The organism is Enterobacter cloacae complex sp. FDA-CDC-AR_0164, assembly GCF_003071645.1.
GTDB classification, from domain to species: domain Bacteria; phylum Pseudomonadota; class Gammaproteobacteria; order Enterobacterales; family Enterobacteriaceae; genus Enterobacter; species Enterobacter ludwigii.
Window position 1 is genome coordinate 277,154 of the sequence record NZ_CP028950.1, and the last position, 18,179, is coordinate 295,332.

At 48.1% G+C, this 18,179-nt stretch carries 23 protein-coding genes; 2 read left to right on the forward strand and 21 right to left on the reverse strand.

The annotated features are described in order from the left end of the window. Positions 1-2: 2 nt before the first annotated feature. The 6 genes from AM410_RS01375 to AM410_RS01400 all read right to left on the reverse strand — a co-directional run bounded on the left by AM410_RS01375 (position 3) and on the right by AM410_RS01400 (position 5,479). Complete coding sequence (locus AM410_RS01375; RefSeq protein WP_108647432.1) at positions 3-851, reverse strand: head maturation protease, ClpP-related; 849 nt, start codon at positions 849-851, stop codon at positions 3-5. A 13-nt stretch (positions 852-864) separates the two neighbouring features. Then, positions 865-2,169: a phage portal protein gene (locus AM410_RS01380; protein WP_108647434.1), complete on the reverse strand. Its 1,305-nt coding sequence runs from the start codon at positions 2,167-2,169 to the stop codon at positions 865-867. Next, on the reverse strand, positions 2,169-3,905 hold the full coding sequence (locus AM410_RS01385) for a terminase large subunit (protein ID WP_108647436.1): 1,737 nt from the start codon (positions 3,903-3,905) through the stop codon (positions 2,169-2,171). The genes AM410_RS01380 and AM410_RS01385 overlap by 1 nt, the downstream gene beginning before the upstream one ends. After that, positions 3,905-4,378, reverse strand: a complete 474-nt coding sequence (locus AM410_RS01390) for a phage terminase small subunit P27 family (protein ID WP_032636952.1) — start codon at positions 4,376-4,378, stop codon at positions 3,905-3,907. Before AM410_RS01390 ends, AM410_RS01385 begins: the two co-directional genes overlap by 1 nt. Positions 4,379-4,535: 157 nt before the next feature. Next, positions 4,536-4,886, reverse strand: coding sequence for an HNH endonuclease (locus tag AM410_RS01395; protein ID WP_108647437.1), 351 nt, complete (start codon positions 4,884-4,886; stop codon positions 4,536-4,538). Then, positions 4,886-5,479, reverse strand: coding sequence for a hypothetical protein (locus tag AM410_RS01400; protein ID WP_108647439.1), 594 nt, complete (start codon positions 5,477-5,479; stop codon positions 4,886-4,888). The genes AM410_RS01395 and AM410_RS01400 overlap by 1 nt, the downstream gene beginning before the upstream one ends. 107 nt (positions 5,480-5,586) lie before the next feature. On the opposite strand from AM410_RS01400, the gene AM410_RS01405 reads away from it, so the two are divergent. Continuing rightward, positions 5,587-6,108: a hypothetical protein gene (locus AM410_RS01405; RefSeq protein ID WP_108647441.1), complete on the forward strand. Its 522-nt coding sequence runs from the start codon at positions 5,587-5,589 to the stop codon at positions 6,106-6,108. 147 nt (positions 6,109-6,255) lie between these two features. Here the strand turns inward: AM410_RS01405 and AM410_RS01410 are convergent, their stop codons facing one another. The 11 genes from AM410_RS01410 to AM410_RS23870 all read right to left on the reverse strand — a co-directional run bounded on the left by AM410_RS01410 (position 6,256) and on the right by AM410_RS23870 (position 13,679). Beyond that, complete coding sequence (locus AM410_RS01410) at positions 6,256-7,713, reverse strand: glycosyltransferase family 2 protein (protein WP_108647443.1); 1,458 nt, start codon at positions 7,711-7,713, stop codon at positions 6,256-6,258. Positions 7,714-8,209: 496 nt separating this feature from the next. Continuing rightward, the gene (locus AM410_RS01420) at positions 8,210-8,398 is read right to left on the reverse strand and encodes a hypothetical protein (protein ID WP_064673402.1); all 189 of its coding nucleotides are present in this window, start codon (positions 8,396-8,398) and stop codon (positions 8,210-8,212) included. 498 nt (positions 8,399-8,896) lie between these two features. Further along, a complete protein-coding gene (locus AM410_RS01425) occupies positions 8,897-9,277 on the reverse strand; it encodes a hypothetical protein (protein ID WP_108647444.1) in 381 nt (126 codons plus the stop codon). Positions 9,278-9,336: 59 nt separating this feature from the next. Further along, positions 9,337-9,804 carry a lysis protein gene (locus AM410_RS01430; protein WP_061715840.1) on the reverse strand — a complete coding sequence of 156 codons (468 nt, stop codon included), beginning with the start codon at positions 9,802-9,804 and terminating at the stop codon, positions 9,337-9,339. Further along, the gene (locus AM410_RS01435; protein WP_108647446.1) at positions 9,801-10,340 is read right to left on the reverse strand and encodes a lysozyme; all 540 of its coding nucleotides are present in this window, start codon (positions 10,338-10,340) and stop codon (positions 9,801-9,803) included. Before AM410_RS01435 ends, AM410_RS01430 begins: the two co-directional genes overlap by 4 nt. 1 nt (position 10,341) lies before the next feature. Beyond that, positions 10,342-10,590, reverse strand: a complete 249-nt coding sequence (locus AM410_RS01440) for a class II holin family protein (RefSeq protein WP_108647448.1) — start codon at positions 10,588-10,590, stop codon at positions 10,342-10,344. A gap of 517 nt (positions 10,591-11,107) precedes the next feature. Next, entirely contained in the window at positions 11,108-11,518 is a 411-nt protein-coding gene (locus tag AM410_RS23860) for a hypothetical protein (protein ID WP_159082265.1), read from the reverse strand. Beyond that, positions 11,500-12,480, reverse strand: a complete 981-nt coding sequence (locus AM410_RS01450) for an IS5-like element ISKpn26 family transposase (protein ID WP_000019473.1) — start codon at positions 12,478-12,480, stop codon at positions 11,500-11,502. The genes AM410_RS23860 and AM410_RS01450 overlap by 19 nt, the downstream gene beginning before the upstream one ends. Before the next feature lie 258 nt (positions 12,481-12,738). Continuing rightward, positions 12,739-13,041, reverse strand: coding sequence for a hypothetical protein (locus tag AM410_RS01460; RefSeq protein ID WP_063214780.1), 303 nt, complete (start codon positions 13,039-13,041; stop codon positions 12,739-12,741). Beyond that, positions 13,028-13,480, reverse strand: a complete 453-nt coding sequence (locus AM410_RS23865) for a hypothetical protein (RefSeq protein WP_141240646.1) — start codon at positions 13,478-13,480, stop codon at positions 13,028-13,030. Before AM410_RS23865 ends, AM410_RS01460 begins: the two co-directional genes overlap by 14 nt. Next, entirely contained in the window at positions 13,473-13,679 is a 207-nt protein-coding gene (locus AM410_RS23870; RefSeq protein ID WP_125364913.1) for a hypothetical protein, read from the reverse strand. Before AM410_RS23870 ends, AM410_RS23865 begins: the two co-directional genes overlap by 8 nt. Before the next feature lie 192 nt (positions 13,680-13,871). On the opposite strand from AM410_RS23870, the gene AM410_RS01470 reads away from it, so the two are divergent. Further along, positions 13,872-14,057, forward strand: a complete 186-nt coding sequence (locus AM410_RS01470) for a YlcI/YnfO family protein (RefSeq protein ID WP_048026853.1) — start codon at positions 13,872-13,874, stop codon at positions 14,055-14,057. A 70-nt stretch (positions 14,058-14,127) separates the two neighbouring features. Here AM410_RS01470 and AM410_RS01475 read toward each other — a convergent pair whose 3' ends face one another. The 4 genes from AM410_RS01475 to AM410_RS01490 form a co-directional block, all read right to left on the reverse strand. Further along, positions 14,128-14,724 (reverse strand): Rha family transcriptional regulator, encoded by a 597-nt coding sequence (locus AM410_RS01475; RefSeq protein WP_108647449.1) that lies wholly within the window; start codon positions 14,722-14,724, stop codon positions 14,128-14,130. A gap of 103 nt (positions 14,725-14,827) precedes the next feature. Next, complete coding sequence (locus tag AM410_RS01480) at positions 14,828-15,025, reverse strand: helix-turn-helix transcriptional regulator (RefSeq protein WP_048026851.1); 198 nt, start codon at positions 15,023-15,025, stop codon at positions 14,828-14,830. 214 nt (positions 15,026-15,239) lie between these two features. After that, the gene (locus AM410_RS01485) at positions 15,240-15,971 is read right to left on the reverse strand and encodes a hypothetical protein (RefSeq protein ID WP_108647451.1); all 732 of its coding nucleotides are present in this window, start codon (positions 15,969-15,971) and stop codon (positions 15,240-15,242) included. A 1,022-nt stretch (positions 15,972-16,993) separates the two neighbouring features. After that, positions 16,994-18,178, reverse strand: a complete 1,185-nt coding sequence (locus AM410_RS01490; protein ID WP_108647453.1) for a tyrosine-type recombinase/integrase — start codon at positions 18,176-18,178, stop codon at positions 16,994-16,996. Position 18,179 lies beyond the last annotated feature (1 nt).

The following is an 18,179-nucleotide window of genomic DNA, read 5'->3' on the forward strand; positions in this document are numbered from 1 at the left end:
CCTTATTTGACTAACGCCGCCAGGGCGCTTTCAAGTGAATTGATGGTTTCAGGTTTGATATCTTCGGCAGCGCCCGGCGTACCGTCGTGGTTGGTGACAGCGCCAGGCATGCCACCGGATAAGGCTTTAATGAGTTTTCGGCGCTCAGAGCGCGGGGTGTTGGTTTTAGCCAGTAACGCATCGAGTTTTCGCAGCGCGGCGGCGGGAGATTCGTCACCATCGCTGACCGCATCAGCAGAAAGCAGGCTGTCTGCCAGTCCCTTCGCCACAGCATCACTGCCACCGATATAGCTTTCCGCATCCATCAACTTCTGTACGGCGGCCATATCCAGACCGGAACGCGCAGCGTAGATGTCAGCCATGGCGGTGTCGAATGGTTCCAGTGACTGAGCCAGTTCAGCAAAGTCATGACGGTTTCCCATCGCATATACCCAGCAGTTGTGAATCATCAGGAAGGCACCACGGCCAATCTGAATATCATCCCCGGCCATCGCAATTATTGAGGCGGCACTGGCGGCAATGCCAAGTACCTTCACCGTCACACGGCCTTCGTATTCGCGGAGAAGGTTGTAAATTGCCAGGCCTTCAAACATGTCGCCGCCCGGGGAGTTGATATTCACCGTAACATCGGCACCGTTCATCGCCCGAAGCTCACCGGCAATACGTTTAGCTGTTACCCCTTCGCCCCAGTAGTCCTGCCCAATAACATCAAAAACAGAAATGCTGTTATCGTCGGTGGCCGCCGCCTTGATCCCGCCGTCCCAGCGGTCCAGTGCGGACGGTAATGTTTCACAGGTAACGCGCGCGCAGGGGCGACCCGCCGGTGCTACCGGAAGTTGTTTTTTGCTCATCAGGAAAGTGCTCCTAAGCGGCCTGTTTCAGCGGAGATTGTTCAAAGGAAATGTCGGGGAATACGTGGTTATGCAGCTCTCGCAGGGCAAGGGCCTGAACAGCAGGGTTGCTGCTTTCGAGATTTTTCAGTTGCGTCAGGTTGAGCTGAACGGTGTAAATGTCGCCCCCTTCAATCGGCGGCATGTTCTCAAGACGACGAACGTCATTACGGGACATCCAGCCATTTTGAAGCGCGCTGGTATAGTATGCCGCGCGACCGGCACTATCGGCTCTCAGTAGACCTTCAACAGAGAATTCCGCAAACACTTCGTCATCGCTGTCGAGTAAGCACCGGCCAATTTCCTGCTCAATATTCACTAGCAGCGGTCGAAGTGTATGGGTCAGAAACTGCAGGTTCATACCTTCCAGGCTTGATGCCCAGCTGCTTTGTTTCGTGGTGTGACCAACCATGAAAGGCGGCACGCGAAACCAGCGGCAGATTTCCTCAATGCTAAATGCGCGGCTTTCGAGCATCTGAGCATCTTCCGGGTTCATGGTCACGCCCTGGTACGTTAAGCCACCCTCAAGCACCATGATCTTCCCGGCATTTTTCGAACCGGTAAACGCCGCCATGTAACCGCGAAGTTTTTCACGTTGGGTGTCATCCAGAGCTTTATCAGAAGAGAGGAATCCTGAACTCTGCAGGCCCTGTTCGAATATCTTCGCCGCGGACTCTTCAACCGCCATTGCTGAACCGATCACATCCCGGCCAGTCTTCATCGGCATCATGCCGCAAACGCCATCCAGACCGAACCCGCGAATGTGCATGATGTTTTTGATCGGAATAACGCGCTCGTTGCCATTTTCAGTGTATTTGTATTCCAGCGCCCCGGTAGTAAGACGTTTAACCACCATGTTCTGCGGCAGCAAAGGCACCAGGGAAACCAGGCGATTCGCGATGAATTTCTTCTCAATGAAGGCATTCCCGCGCAGGCAGATACTGGCGACCACCATCAGCATAAAGCGGGATGGTGTCATTTCTGAATTGGGTCGGCGGCACAGTATCGAATAGGCCGGATGGTCGGTTGCCGCTTTACGCGAACCGTCAAGCTGTCGAACGTATATTTTCAGCGGAAGGGTTGAAATAGACTCGCTTAACAGCCTTACGCATGCCCACACAGCCGATAACTGAATGGCTTTATCAGCTGTTACCACCTTCCCGCTGCTGCTGGTGCCAAACCATTCCTCCCAGAACGTTCCGGTAGTCAGGCTGATAGGCACACCGAGCCAGTTAAGCAGAGCGCTTTTCACCCTGCCTGGCTGTTTGTTTTTTTTCATCAGAAACCTACCATGATGGGATTATTGAAGAATCCGGAGAGATCCTGCTGGTCGTTGCCACCGTTAACCAGAACGCGGCTCATTGCTGTGAACAATGCCGCCGGGCCATCAATCTTGGCCTCTGGTGTGGACTTGTTCGGGAAAATGTTCTCGTTCCGGTCAGGTTTGACGGTTACGTTGGACATCATCCAGTTCATTACCGGGTGATCGCTGTGATGGAAGCGGCCACCGTATACCAGTGCTTCGACCTCTTTCATCGCCTCAGAGAAATTGCGAACCGTCTGCGGCACTTCCACCAGCGGCAACCCTTCTTCTGCCAGCGCAAGGCTGAACTGCGTGGCACTCCACGGGTCGAAGCCAATTTCTTTCAGGCTCTCACCAGCAACCCACTGCTGCAGCTCTTCCTTAATCTGAGCATGGTCGATTACATCCCCGTCGGTAAGGATTAGCTTGTCCAGCTCAGCCCACTTACGATAGAGCTCTGCCATCTGGCGTGAACATTTCTCAAGGCGTCCCTCCGGCAGCCAGAATTTGAAATCCGCATGAACGTGGCCACCTGGCGCGCGCCATACTTTGGCGGCCGCACAGATATCAATTTTGTTTGAAAGGTCTACGCCCACCCAGGAGGGATAGGTTTTAAGTTCGTGCTGCGGAGCGATAAACTCACATTTCTCCCATTTCATCATGTCCATCCAGGCAGACTCAGCTGTAACCCAGATATTCATGTGCTTGGTGAAAAAGTTAATCCTGGCCGAAACCTGCTCTTTCGCCTTTTTAGCCAGGCGGCGCAGATCATCCCAGCGCTTACAGATACCCAGCCCCGGATTCGCCTTCTGCCAGACTTTTTCATCAAAGGGATCGTCACCTTCATCTAAGGTGTAGATGATGGCAAAAAACGTATCGTCTTTAACCAGGCCGCGCAGGACCTTGATTGCGTAATCGCGTAGTTCGTAACAGATGCCTTCTTTGTTGAAGCCGGCGGTGGTGATACCGAAAAGCAGTGATTGCAGGCGCGCGCCGGTGGCCGTCTCTAGAACGTCCCATACATCACGGGTTTTATGTGCATGCAGCTCGTCGACAATGGCGCAGTGGATGTTCAGGCCGTCGAGGTTGTTCGCATCTGATGATAATGGCTCGAATTTGGAGGCCGTTTGCTCCTGGTAGATGGCGAGTTTGTTGAATTCGAAGAGTCGCCCAAAAGTGGCTTTCGCCTTCTTGACCATATTCTTCGCATCTTCAAAAACAATTCTCGCCTGGTCACGGGTGGTAGCGGCGGAATAAACCTCCGCACCGCCCTCGCCGTCGGCCCCAGCCATATACAGCCCAACGCCTGAGCAAAGTGTTGATTTGGCATTTTTACGGGCCACCTCAACATCTGCAGTACGGAAGCGCCGAACCATCACCGGCCGACCGCTGCCGTCGTTACGCAGGACGGTTTCTCCCGTTTCTTCGTTAACCAGCGGGATAACAAAACCAAAAATATTAATCAGGATGAAAACATGCCAGTCCATCAGCTCAATAGGCTGGCCTGCCAGCGCGCCCTTTACGTGAGGAACAAACTTATAGAAATTCAGAATGTGCTGCGCGCGCGGCTCACTAAAGAAAATTCCGCGCTCTTCGCCGTGTGCCAGATCGTCAAGAAAACGCTGACAGGCAAGGCGCACAAACTCACAGGCAATTATTTCCCCGGCCACGACCCTCTCGGCGTAGCGGATGCCTTCTGCAACCTTAGCCATTAATCCCTCGCTTTCATAAACTCGGCCAGCGGATCAACCGCATCAGGACCTTTTGCATTCACTTTCGAGCGGCTGGCTGGCGTCATCCCGAACTCTCCGAGCATGGCGCGAAGACGTTTCCAGGCATCAGCTTTCATGATGGCCGCCGGGTGAGCTTTGATCATCACATCCCCGCTCTGCGTTTCGGTCCGGTAGGTGTACCCCTCAATTTCAAGCGTGTCGCAGTGGTGCCGGTATTCGGTATATGCCTCAACCAGCAACTCAAGGGCTCTGGCGTCCAGTTGGGACATCACACCGATAGCATCGAGCTCGTCGGCCATCCGCTTAAACCAGTATTTCCCCTGCTTGTCGAAATGCTTCGGCGTTGGGGGTACCCCTGCAGCGGGTTTTGGTTCGTTCTCATTGATCGGGCGTTTTGATGGGTTACCCCTCACCAAACGTAGATGGGTCGGGGTTTTCGGTGGTCCAGACATAATCGAAAACTCCTATTAATCATCGAATGGGGGACCCCTAAAAAAAGTTTTCTAACCTGCGGCGATGTGAAAAGAGGTTAGGCGGCGGTCCTTTGGCGCGTCGTTCCTGAACTTTCAACCCGCCCTCCCCCTCGGTCGATTCAAATGAGAATTGATGTCACTTGAGTCTTTCGACCGCTGTTTTCGCCCTGTGGCAGGGCTTGCAGAGGCTTTCGAGGTTGGAAAGGTCATCGGTCCCCCCATTTGCTTTGGCGGTGATATGGTCCACCGTCTCAGCGGGTGTATACCTTCCATTTCGCAGGCATTCCTGACAGAGGTGTTTATCCCTGTCGAGAACGATTGGGCGCAGCCTGTCCCACTTACTGCCATAACCGCGCTGGTGCCTGCTCTGTCCTCGCTGATGCTGCTGCCAGCCTTCGTTAAGATGCTTTGCACAATAGCCTGAGCGGTCTGTGGTTGTTCCATGACAGCCACGCTTGCGGCATGCTCTCGGTATTAACGCAGGCATCAGGCTAATCTCCACGCCCTGCGGCGTTCTGTTCGTGGTGCTGAGTCAGGGTGACACTCGACTGATTCAAAGTCTGCATGGTCCACCAGCGAGTAACACGGATAGACCACTGCACCACCCCAGGCATCACCCACGGCATAATCAGCGGGCTTACTGTTATCCCATCGAGACAGCACGCGGTTGATATGTTGCGGAGGTACGCTATAGCACACCCCGTGTATCAGTCGCGGCAGAGTGATGTAGTCAGCCTGAGTTTTATCAGCAACAATCAGCCGCTCGGCTATCTGCATTTGATACTGAGGTGGTCGGCCTGTACCGAGATAAAAACTCACCAGAGAATCAGGGAAGCGGTTTAGCCAGTGACCTATCACCAGCCCAGTAAGACTGCTTGAAGGCTGAGCATCATCTTCAACAACAATTACCCGGCATGTTTGTTCTGCTGCCCATTCAAGGGCGCGTCGATGATTCCAGTTCGCGCCATGGTTACCATCGTCAATCAGCAGATGAGCATCCAGCAACGCGGCAAGACGTTGCGCTTGTCCTATGCGGGTGTGATGGCCGACCACCACAAACTTAATCTCTTCAGCCACCAGCGAATCTCCAATAAAAAAGCCGCACGATGGCGGCTACTGTTCTTTTGTCAGGGTGTTTAATAAGGCTATTCAGGTTACTCTTATGTAACCATCAAAGGAGTAAATCCATGGATAAAACAAGAAAATACGATAGAGCATTACAACTGGAAATTCTCAACGCACTTATAGACTGTGCCCCCAACACGTTGAACAAGGCACAAGAGATTGAACTCATTGAAAAGTTCGATAATTATGATCACTTCGTGGCCTGTATGCTTTATCTCGAAATGCATGGCCTAGTAACAACACCATTCGTACGTAGCGACACAATGGCCGGTGTGGAATTTATTTTCAATGCATCGGTATGCTACATCACCGAGAAAGGTATAGATTTCTTACTCGATGATGGCGGCTTGAGTGCCATTTTAAAAGTTCAAACTGTACGTCTTCACAACGACACTATAATTGCGCTTGAGGACATAATCCGCGTTGCAAATATGCCTGAAGATCAGAAGAAGGGATTGATTTCAAAACTTCGAGAGCTTCCGGCAGACGCCATAAAACATTTGACCCTACAGCTACTGACTCAGGGGGTTCTGAATCTGCCGAACGCAATTCAACTAATTCAAAGAGCCCTCCAGAAGGGCTGAATTCATCTGAGGGGCGGATTAATTCAAATTTGCCCCATCCAAGCTTTTTACTAAGTGTCACCCAAAATGGGTTCCGAGTGTCAGCGTGTATGTAGAAACTATTCTTATGCATCACAGCAGTGAAAATTTTCATCGTTGATACAAACCTCATTTGTGCTTCCACCAAGCGTTTTCTTTCCCGACTCCGTCAGTTTTGAACACTGTATGCACCAGAGGGCCGGTGATCAGCCTGTCAGCAAATGACTGCGCGACAATACCGAACGCCAGCATGTCACCCACCGCGGCGCCAGCCTGTTCTTTCTTCCAGAAACGATAACTCTCGATCCGGTAGTAAAGACGGATGATGCCGTGAGCGAACGCCATTACATCAGCGCGGGTGCCACCCATCAGACCAGCGTTAAGCATCACATCGTTGCAGTGCACTTCAATGAATTCCTGATAGATACACTCGGGATGATTCTGCTTTGCCCAGGCGTCGGCGTAGGTCTTTGGTTCAGAGCCGACATATACCTTTCCGGGCTGCATTTCTTCCCACGGTGCGCGAAGCATTTCGACATCGGTACCATCGGTACACCAGACGAACCGGTATTCAGGGTGATCGCGCAGGTGCTGCCAGATATACAGCCAGCGCCGGAAATAGACATTCATCTGCACGTCAGGGACGCGGTGAAGTTCAACATCTGCCGGGACTGTCTGCAGTTCATCCACCAGCGCGATACGTCCACACTGCCGGAGTGATGCGGCCCATTTAGCCAGCATGTCAGGCGAGGCCGTCAGTTTGGTACCGCGCTGCGGGTCAGGCTGACTTGTAAGCAGTGTTGTGATTACCGCGTCACGCTGCTGCCGGTATTGAACGTAACCGGTATATCCGGAATCACGCCGTTCGTTGTGGATCTTCACGTTACGTTCCACCAGCGCCTGTCGGTCTGGCCTCGGTACCGAACGCTCTACAGCCTCATGCTCATCAAGAGAATGAATCAGCTTTTCTGAACCGACCACATCACCATAAGCCCAGGTCGTCAGGCCAGCATTATGGATACGCAGGGCGAGGTCGCTGTGTTCGTACATGCCACGGCCGTATACCGGATCGAATCCGCCTACTTTCTCGATAGCGCCGCTGAGGTAGTACAGCATCACTCCGCGCTGCCCGGTGTATGCAATATGCTTATCGTCCCGGTAAAGGACCGAAAGGTCATTCAGCTTATTGCGGCCAGCCAGATCGAGAAACTGGTAAGCCAGGTGCGGCTCAGGTGATTCGATGTAAGGCAGGTGCCAGTTATCAGCAATCGGCCATGCATCATCGTCCCACAGGAAAAGATGCTCACACCCGGCATCCATCAGAGCAGTTAAGCTGGCGTTCTTTGAGGCAACAATGCCGAGTGATTCATCATGGCGAAGCAGCTGCACGCCGTCGGGCGCTATCGCTGCAGGCTTTGAACCGTCATCGATAACAACCACCAGCGCGCCTGCGGGAAGATGCTTCATGTGCTGTTCAAGCGCTCTTTTCAATACGTCGGCGCGCTGGTGTGTCGTTATTGCAATCCCGATCCGCGATGAAATGGAGCAGGCAGGCGCATACGGGACACCATCAATAGTGACCTGCATTTGATTTTCCTTTTAGGCGTGAGCCTGTCGCACGGCAAAGCCGCCGAGAGATAAGGTAAAACCTAGGCTCATTTCTGAAAGATTCTCTGCGGTACACGCGTGCGATACGCAATAAAAAAGGCCGCCGTAGCGACCTTACAACCCTTGCTTATGCAGTCAAATTTAGATGTTTACTTTTTTTGGCGCTATTGCTGATATGGAAATCATAAATCCAGTCAGTGCAGCAATAATCAAGGGAAACACGAATGCATCAGATGTACGGAGAGGGTTTTTGACATCAAATAAAATGACAATAAAAAACGCACTTGTTGCGAAAGTCGACGATGAGTAAACTTCATTCATCTTGTATTGAAGTCGTTCCAGTGAAAACTTTGGCGTTTCTTTACAGAATGCGTCCCATACCAGATGAATAACAAGGTATAGAACGCAAAGGATGAAGTAAAATCTGGTTAACTCTTGAGCGTTTTGAGGCGCTAACCAAGCAAGATGGCTCATCTTAGTTAGCTAACTTCCTGGCTGCGTAAATTGCAGGAAGAGTAACAGCACCTGCGACAGCAAACCCGTATGCAATGCCACCAGTAACAGTAAATGCAGGGATCAGGAAAGACAGTCCACCAGGCAAAGCGAAACCCAAGCTTGCGCCGCCAATGATAGCCTTCATCAAAGTGATAATGTTTAGTTCCATTTTTCCTCCCTAGTAAACATTACGTTTACCTGAGAGGTAATATTAGAAAACTATTTTGTCGGTTGCAAGCACATCCGCACTTGATACCTATAGATGCTCCACTGTTTGTTACCGTTTTTGAACAGCTTCTTTTCTAAGGCTTGTTATGCATCATAACGTCGTCCTTCTTTCCACGATGCATAACGTCTTTGTCATGTTCAGTCAGGTAGATTGGTTTTACCCTGTCGCCCCATCCCCTCTATCGTTACTGCACCGAGCATAACGAAACCGTCTACCAACTCAGCCTGAGGTCGAGACCTCTTTTGCCCTTGAAGGTGTCGCCTGTTTGGATGGTTAGCGTGATTTGGTAGATGTCGGACTTTGGGAGCCTTACCATCCTCTTCGGGGATATTTGGTTGGTTATCCGCTTATGGGTATATTGCCATTACGATGAGCCGACCCATGGTGATGGGAATAAAAGCCACCAGTGAGTCAGTGGCTTGAAAATAAAGCTATAGTCTAATTGTACAGGCTGTTAAGCCTCAATTCTATAGATACAAAACTGTTCGAGACATGAGTTAGCCTTAGGGTTTGTCCGACAGCTAGCGGAAGGTCCGGGTAAAATGAAAACCCATCTGAATCTTTTTGCGGCTGCGCAGCCCTACTACCATGTAAGCAGTATTCAAGCTTATCGCCAGAATAGAGACGAATCTCATTTCCACCAGGCTCACCAACTAGCTTATAACTCGCATTAAATCCAGAACGACCATCGGTAAACCCAGCCTGCCCTCCCGAAAAATCGCCTAAGTACTTCACTGTTGCATGCGGACCAATTTCCAAACCCAACATAACACAATCGCCATTTTTTGGCTCAGCCATGCCTGCATAGTTTTTATTCATTCTCATCTCCTTTAAACTGAGATTTCAACTCTATTCCTATCAACCCAGTTTAAAAAGAGTTATTTCAGACATTGTTCAGAGATGTATTGTTGGAGGTATTTTATTTTGGTTTGGTCGCTGAGAATTCCGGCCCGGATACCGAGAACGTTTCGTCCAGCAACGTCTGAGAGTTCGATGGTGGCATCATTGCCCACGCTGCAGGGACTGGAGGCTTGAATTTTAGCTGACACAGGGCAGCGCCCTTTGACGAGCACCCTGCCACCATTATCAAGCTTGCGCTGCAGAGCATTATTTTCAGCTTTCGCATCGGTCAACTCCTTCGTGTATTTGGCATCCAGCACAGCGACATCGCGCTGGCGGGTCTGCATGTCTTTGATGGTAGCGTTCGCCAAGTTAAGCTTCTCAGTGGTTTTATCGCGCTGGTATTTGTAGGTGATGGCGTTGTCGTGATAGTGGTTAATCGCCCAGGCCATGGAAACCAGCAGGCAGATAACGACAGAGCAGATGATTGCTGTTAGTCGGCTCAATGATCTATACCCCAGCACGTCAGCGCACTTTCTTGGTCTCGTCGATCAACCTGACCATAGCAGCCATTCTTCTGGCCTTTAGTTAGTCGGCAATCACGGCCACCGTCTTTAATCCACCAGCGGATTGCTTCGCATGCCCCTTTACGGTCACCAGCGTTGATGCGCTGGTAGAACGTCGATGGATAGCATTTACCGGGCCCAATGTTGTATGGGCAGAAGGATGCAATGCCCACTTTCTGCGGTTCGGTCAGTGGGACCTTGATATTTCGGTCGACCCAGGCAAGAGCTTTGTCACGCTCAATGGCATTCACTTTCTTGCATTGCACTTCAGTAGCAGTCATGCCTTTTACGACACGCTTGCCATCAATAACTGTCACGCCATGGCATAGTGACCAGACGCCACCGGGATCCATCACAGCAACGAGCGCATTGCCTTCTTTCTCACTGATGAACTGGTCAAAAAGCACAGGAGCTGAAGCGCCAGCGGCGATCAGGGATAGCATGGCTGCGCTGAGTTTTGCTCTTGTCAATGCCATGTTAATTATCCTGTGGTGGTGCGGTGATGTAGCCCTTCTTGAGGGCCTTCTCGTATGCCTTGGTCTGGCGTCTTTTGAAGTAAAGGTTGGTCAGGTATGTGGCGATACCGATAAGAAAACCGCCAATCACAGCAACATTGTTCCAGTCGAGGTCGTGCAACCATTGCAAAATGCCGCCTCCACAAATAAGACTGCCAGACACGCAATACGAGACTGCGGATGCGATTTTGTCAGGCATATATCGGATCATCTCTATCTCCTCGCGTAATGGCGGGAGCTGTGTGTAAGGGGTCAGGCCCTCGGGACGATTTAACAAGTAGGCATGTCGATGATGGTTCCCGGAGCCTGAAATAAAAAAACCAGCAATAAGCTGGGCAAGTTAATGACAAGTAAGAGTTAACTCCATTTCAAGAGTTTCCAACTCTTGATATTGCAATAAATTAAATAATCCTTAAGAAGCACAATTTAACCCTTTAAAATAATTAACTTTTCACATAGTTTTCTGATGTTATTATTTGCGTTAAGTTATCAACTTATATCTACATGGATAAAAGACATACAAGCGGGTGCGCACTGGCATCATTAATGCGGAGAGGAGTGATGTCGTTCTCCGCACTTTTTTAGTACTCAAAGCGAGCTACCAAAAGATCACCAACGGCTACCTTGCGTCAAAAATGCACCGGAAAACTAACCCTATCTCAATTGCTGTTAGTCTTTTAAATATAAAAAAAAAGACCTCTATAAGAGGTCTATACATAAGTTTATGTTTATCTTACATCCCACGCAGTTTCGTCCAATCTAATGACGATGTGGCCTTCAAGAATTTCGTATTCAATAGTACCTTCAAGAGTGTCTTCAAAATTCATATCCTTGCAACCAGCAAAGTATTGCATATCAACTTTATAGCTGAAAAAACGTTTACCAATCTCGATGACTTCGAATGTCCCGTCGTTGACAGAGTATTGAGAGTCACCACTATGACTAGAAAGAAGGTAATCATCAAAACTGCTAGGGAAGGTGCGAATAAGCAGGTCATTTCTTCCCAAGCTGACTCGCTGATTAAAATTTCGCGGATCTGGGCCGATTTTTTTCCCGCAAACACATCGAATCAGCCTATTTAGGCTATTTTTTCCACCATTTCTGGCGTTATTTCCGGTTTTTACTGAGATCTCTCCCACTGACGTATCATTTGGTCCACCCGAAACAGGTTGGCCAGGGTGAATAACATCGCCAGTTGGTTATCGTTTTTCAGCAGCCCTTTGTATCTGGCTTTCACGAAGCCGAACTGCCGCTTGATGATGCGAAACGGGTGCTCCACCCTGGCACGGATGCTGGCTTTCATGTATTCGATGTTGATGGCCGTTTTGTTCTTGCGCGGATGCTGCTTCAAGGTTTTTACCTTGCCGGGACGCTCGGCGATCAGCCAGTCCACATCCACCTCGGCCAGCTCCTCGCGCTGTGGCGCTCCTTGGTAGCCGGCATCGGCTGAGACAAATTGCTCCTCTCCATGAAGCAGATTACCCAGCTGATTGAGGTCATGCTCGTTGGCCGCGGTGGTGACTAGGCTGTGGGTCAGGCCACTCTTGGCATCGACACCAATGTGGGCCTTCATGCCAAAGTGCCACTGATTGCCTTTCTTGGTCTGATGCATCTCCGGATCGCGTTGCTGCTCTTTGTTCTTGGTAGAGCTGGGTGCCTCAATGATGGTGGCATCCACCAAAGTGCCTTGGGTCATCATGACGCCTGCTTCGGCCAGCCAGCGATTGATGGTCTTGAACAATTGACGGGCCAGTTGATGCTGCTCGAGCAGGTGGCGGAAATTCATGATGGTGGTGCGATCCGGCAGGGCGCTATCCAGGGATAATCGGGCAAACAGGCGCATGGAGGCGATTTCGTACAGGGCATCTTCCATGGCACCGTCGCTCAGGTTGTACCAATGCTGCATGCAGTGAATACGCAGCATGGTCTCCAGCGGATAGGGCCGTCGGCCATTGCCCGCCTTGGGATAAAACGGCTCGATGACTTCCACCATGTTTTGCCATGGCAGAATCTGCTCCATGCGGGAGAGGAAAATCTCTTTTCGGGTCTGACGGCGCTTAGTGCTGAATTCACTATCGGCGAAGGTGAGTTGATGGCTCATGATGTCCCTCTGGGATGCGCTCCGGATGAATATGATGATCTCATATCAGGAACTTGTTCGCACCTTCCCTAATGCGCGCCATAGCTCCCCCTTTCAGAATGGAAAGAACGGACCATGTAATAGACTACGAAGTATCGTCTCTTTTTTATGAAGCTCTGCTTTTCAGGTTTCATAATTACGCTTCTCCATTTCTCAGGACGAGTAAGTCCCCAACCTGATGGCTGTATTTGTTCTAATAGCGGGTTATAAATTACTGGTTCAGTTTTTCTTGCGTCTAGCTTCTCTCAAAACTGAATCAGCTTCACCAGCGTTGAATTTCAATGCAGCGGCAATACCAGGGAGATACATCAGCATTTCACCGATATTGCGGAGATCTTCTCTAGCAGATTTATCATCGTAATCGGCATTATCACATGCCCAGAAAATCACGTTCCCCATGGAGCTGAGACCAGACATAATTCCATCAAAGGCATCATGAGAATTTGAACTTATTTTATTGAGTTCATCCGGTGATTCATTCCTTGAACAGGACCTAGTGAGAATTTGTTCAATCTGACTCATGATTAACCTCCGCGTCCTTGACTGACAGCCAATGGTTTGCGTACTTGAGCAATTTTGGCTCTTCAAGATTGTCTAGCTTATGGCCTCCATGCTTTACAGCTTGTTCCAGCCAATCTTCTAACAGTGTGAAAAAACCAACAATCTGTCCTTTAAGCGCATCCTGTTCGTCAGTAAGTCTCCCGGCAGAAAAACCTAAGCCACACATATCCATGACAACAAACTGTAGATTGCCTCCTAACCCTCTCCCATTCTCACGTAAATATTTGAGGTAAATCATTCCAAGTGCCTTTCCTGACTCACAACCGCCAAAATAGCCACCATCTCGCGGAACGCACCAAGAGTTGTAACCTGGCTTACCCTCAATTCGGTCTACAAAAGGAAGTCTTGCCCAAATAGAGCAGCGATTCTTGTGAAACTTGAGTTGAGTTGATTTAGACATTAGCCACCTCCTGAATACGAACGCGACCAGTGGAAGAGAAAGCGTAAAACTGCATAGATGCCGTACCAGCATCAAAACCAGATGATACTTCGACAATCAAGCAGCAAAAGTTTGCTAAAAAATCAGTTTGGTTTAATACCAGAAATCGCCAATGATATTTTTTTTCAGGGCGAGTTTGGTTACTATGTGAATGTGCCATAGTGTAAGCCTCACTTACGTTGTGGTTAGAGACCCGGTAAGTGTTAGTAGCACTACCGGGTTTCGCATTTTCACCTGAATCAACACTAGGTGTCGGACACAATGTAATGCCAGGGTGTCCGACACGTCAATGCTTTTTTCAGTTGAAATTTTAATGTATGATGTCGGACACCTACCCAATAATGGAAATGTCATGGCAACCAAAGGCATCAATGCAAAATCAAAGCGATTCGACGTACGAGTACCCCATGAAGTTGCGGATGCAGTCGAAGCATTAAAAGAACAAGGTGAAAGCACTGGCCAATTTGTTGTAACTGCTCTGGAACGGGAAATAAAATTTCGCGAGAGGAAGAAACACAAAAGCACAAAAGACCAGTGATCTTTGAGGTTCAATAAGGCAGCGTACCTAACAACGCTGCCTTCACCATGGACAAAACTGACAGGAAGCATCAGCGAACCTCTAGAAATTTGCCACCACCAATTAAATCCAGATTCAACTGACTGAGGCTTTTGACCAGAGATTCCGCTTTATTTAGCAAAATCAGATCGTCCTGACGTTTACGCAAACGGCGGCCAGCGTCACTTGAGTCTTCATCTGATACCTTACGAGCTCCAGTCACAATTGCCTGTAGTTCTTGGACTGAGTAATTGAGGTAGCCATGAGCCTGGCGATCTAACTCTTCCATGTAGTCGTAAACCTTGGCCTGCAGCTCATAGCTATAGCTCATTGCCATCAGACAGGCCTCACGTTTGGGGAAGTTGTAGCAGGATTGGGCTCGCCCTTTGCCATCAATGTAATCTCCAAAAAATTTTGGAGATTGAGTTTCACCCAAGACTTTTGGCACTTTCGCCATAAAACTGTCATGGCGAAGCTTGCGGTATTTCTTGCATGGGAATGACATCCCCTCCTCTTCTGCTTTCAACTGACGTTCGGCATTAATGTAATCGACCATTTCCAGACTACTCATGGTTGGCGTAGAAATGCCATGTAGGCCGATTTTAGGTTGAGAGAGGTCCTCCCCAATATGGGCATAAAATTTAGTCATGATGATTTACCTGTCTTTAATTAGCTGATAGCTGTCGTGACCACCAGATCTTAACCAGATGCTAATGCAACGACTCGCAACAAATACACATAGGGGTTCTTATTCAGGCAACCTCCTTGCGTGATTCTTCGATACGCTGGTTAATCCAGTCATCAACTTCACTTTCGACGAAGGCGATGGCACGCGAACCGATTTTGACGGGCTTTGGGAATTTATCTTGAGCTATAAGTTTATAGACCCATGCTTTACTTAACTGAATTCTACACAGGACTTCAGAAAGACGAATGAATGATTGCGACATATTTACCTCGTGAGGTTTATTGCGATTTACGAAATATTTTCATTTCAGAGCAGTAAAAAAAAGATGGGCAATAATAAACATGGTACCTACCTATGTGGTTTAACCCTACCCAGCCTTGCATAAAATAAAAAGCGAAAAAAAACGGCCGAAGCCGTTCTCTAAGAGATGATTCTTTATGTCCCCCCACCGTTTAATTGTAAAGGGTGAGTAGTTATTATCTTGTTGTTTTTATTGATTTTCTTCTGCCAACTTTTCTTACAGAAAATGGACGAAGAACTAAATCCACAGCCTCTGCAAGATTATTAGATGCCCCTCTATTTTTGAGATAGTCAGTGACTTCCATTTTTGTAGGCGCTGTAGAAGGATCATTCTCATCGTATGTGGACCAAAATTGTTTAATAGCTTCTTCAACAAACTCCAAACCTTCACAATTATGTGCATATTTAGGTAACAACAATAGTGACTCTTTAACTTCACAATGTTCACTATCAATCACCACAGATGGCAGATTACTTTCCCAACCAGAAGTGGTTGTTTCTATTTTTACAGGCACAGGTTTACGTACAAAATCAACGCGTTCATTTTCTACCCAAACAAATAATGAATCTCGAGTAATGAGTGTTTTATCCTTAGATATTTCATTTTTGCGATCAGTAGGTTTAATCTCATAATATTCCCAATAGCCATTCCACTGGTCATGTTCTACCCATCTAACTGCAAAGCATTGCACAGGTGTAAGAACGCCACGTCGTATTGCACTAATAATCCCCTCAGAAATACCCCATGCCATCTTCCACCGCTCATGTCGTCGAGTTTTTACCTCATCTAAGCCATTCTCAAAATCATATGGATCAATACCTGCAAGCAACATGGCCGCCTGAGAAATTGAAAACTCTTGTACTGTTTTCCAATGAGAAAGATCAGGAAGGTCTTCAATAATTGGCATAACATCACCTCACCCTCTGATATTTTATGCTATGCCTGACCACAGAGGTGTATGGGTTTTCGGTACTCAGCCTAGGCATAGATATCTCCAATGCCTAGATTATCGTCTACTGAGGTAAACATGTCCATCCTAGACCGTATCCAAATACAGCACTAGGAAAATAATGGGTGACAATTATCGGATACAAAATTAACAATATTCCAGCCTAACCATATGATTCACTAATTTCCTGGCTTCTCCATTCATTAAATTTAATTTCGATGAATTTGTATAAGTTGCAGACATGACAAAAAAACCTAGTCACGAATGACAGGTTTGATCAATGATTTAAATTTTATAGAGAGATGTATTTAAAATATTAGACAAAGTTTTAAGATAAAACCTTGATATATGATATAAAAATCGAATAAAAAATACTACTGCAGTTGGTTTGAACTTCAGAGAGGGACGAAACATCCCTAACCAAATGGATTCACGAAGCCGCAATACACAGCTTACTTGTATCCTTAATAAGAATACGAATCCAAATTTTAAAGAACTATCAGTACTATCGCTTAGCTTCTTCCAGTATTTCTGGGAGAAACTCATGAACGAGTTTTGAAGACAGTGCAGCCTACATTTCGGTAGGCCAACCCATTCATTTTAAAGAGCAGCGTGTTAAAACGCTATGGCAAATCGCTTTTCAGCGACGTAGGGACTATTCCCATTGTAAAAAAGTACAGACCAACTCAAGGTCTTGGTCTCTACCATATCCTATGGTAGCTCGATGTATTCATCGAGAGCAGCGTTTTAAAGAGCATTTAACGTCTATACAGGTAAAAGATAGATCACTACTGTCTACATGTCCAGCACTTTTATTATCATAAACTCGGAATGCTACTTCACTATAAAGTTGTTCCAGTGTTGTTCCAGCTAAAGAGATCACATATTTATAAAAACAATAAGTTATCTTCATATCAACATATACGGGGCACTGAAACGATTGGAACAACTTCTTTCATCTCACATAAGTAAAGCTCCTATCAGGTGGTTTTATCAGACAACTCATCCAGATAGTCTGCATACCACTGAAGCATCTCGCGCCGCCCATCAATGTACTGAGCGTGATTATAGGTACCACGTATCGTGTTTCTGTCAGAATGTGCCAGCTGCGCCTCTATCCAGGCAGAATTGAATCCCTGTTCATGCAACACAGTGCTCATGGTATGTCTGAATCCATGGCCAGTGGCTTGACCGGCATAGCCAATACGTTTAATCACCTGGTTAATGCTGGCTTCGCTCATCGGCTTCCCTGCGTCATTACGCCCCGGGAAAACATACTTCCCTCTACCGGTAATCTCTTTGAGTTCGAGCAACAGCTCCTTGGCTTGTCTCGGAATAGGAACGAGATGTGGTCGGCGCATCTTCATGCGCTCATTTGGGATTAGCCAGAGATCTTTGCTCAGATCAAATTCATGCCACTCAGCAGCACGAAGTTCGATGGTTCGGACACTGAGGTACATGAGAAGTAATGTCGCGATACGGGTAATTTTACTACCGCTATATGCATCAACAGCTTGTCTGAAGGGACCAAGTTGAGCTGGTGATAGATGAGGGAAATGTTGTTGTTTGGGGGATTTCAGAGCCCCAGCCAAATCAGTGACTGGGTTGTACTCGGCCCTTCCGGTGATGACAGCATAAGTGAATATCTGGCGGCAAGCCTGTCTCGTTTTCTTGAGCTTATCCAGGACACCGCGTTCCTCCATCTTCTTCAGAACAGAAAGCATGTCCATGGGTTTGATATCGGTAATCGCTTTTCTACCGATATAAGGGAAAATATCTTTTCGCAGATATTCGAGTATATCGTCAGCATAACCCGAAGACCAATTCGGTTTCTTATGTGCATGCCATTCAAGTGCAAGAGACTCAAAACTGTTATTCACCGCGAGTATTCTGGCTTGCTTCTCCGCCTGCTTAACTTCAGAAGGATCTTCACCATTAGCGAGTAATCGCTTCGCTTCATTCCGTTTATCTCTTGCCTCAGCGAGGGTAACATCAGGAAAAACGCCAATTGAAAGGAGTTTTTCTTTTCCTGCCAGGCGGTACTTCAGGCGCCAGTATCGGGAACCATTCGGGTTAACTAGCAGGTACAGGCCACCGCCATCCGCCAGTTTGTAGGGCTTGTCCTGAGGCTTAGCTGTGCTTATCTGGCGTGCCGTTAACTTCATT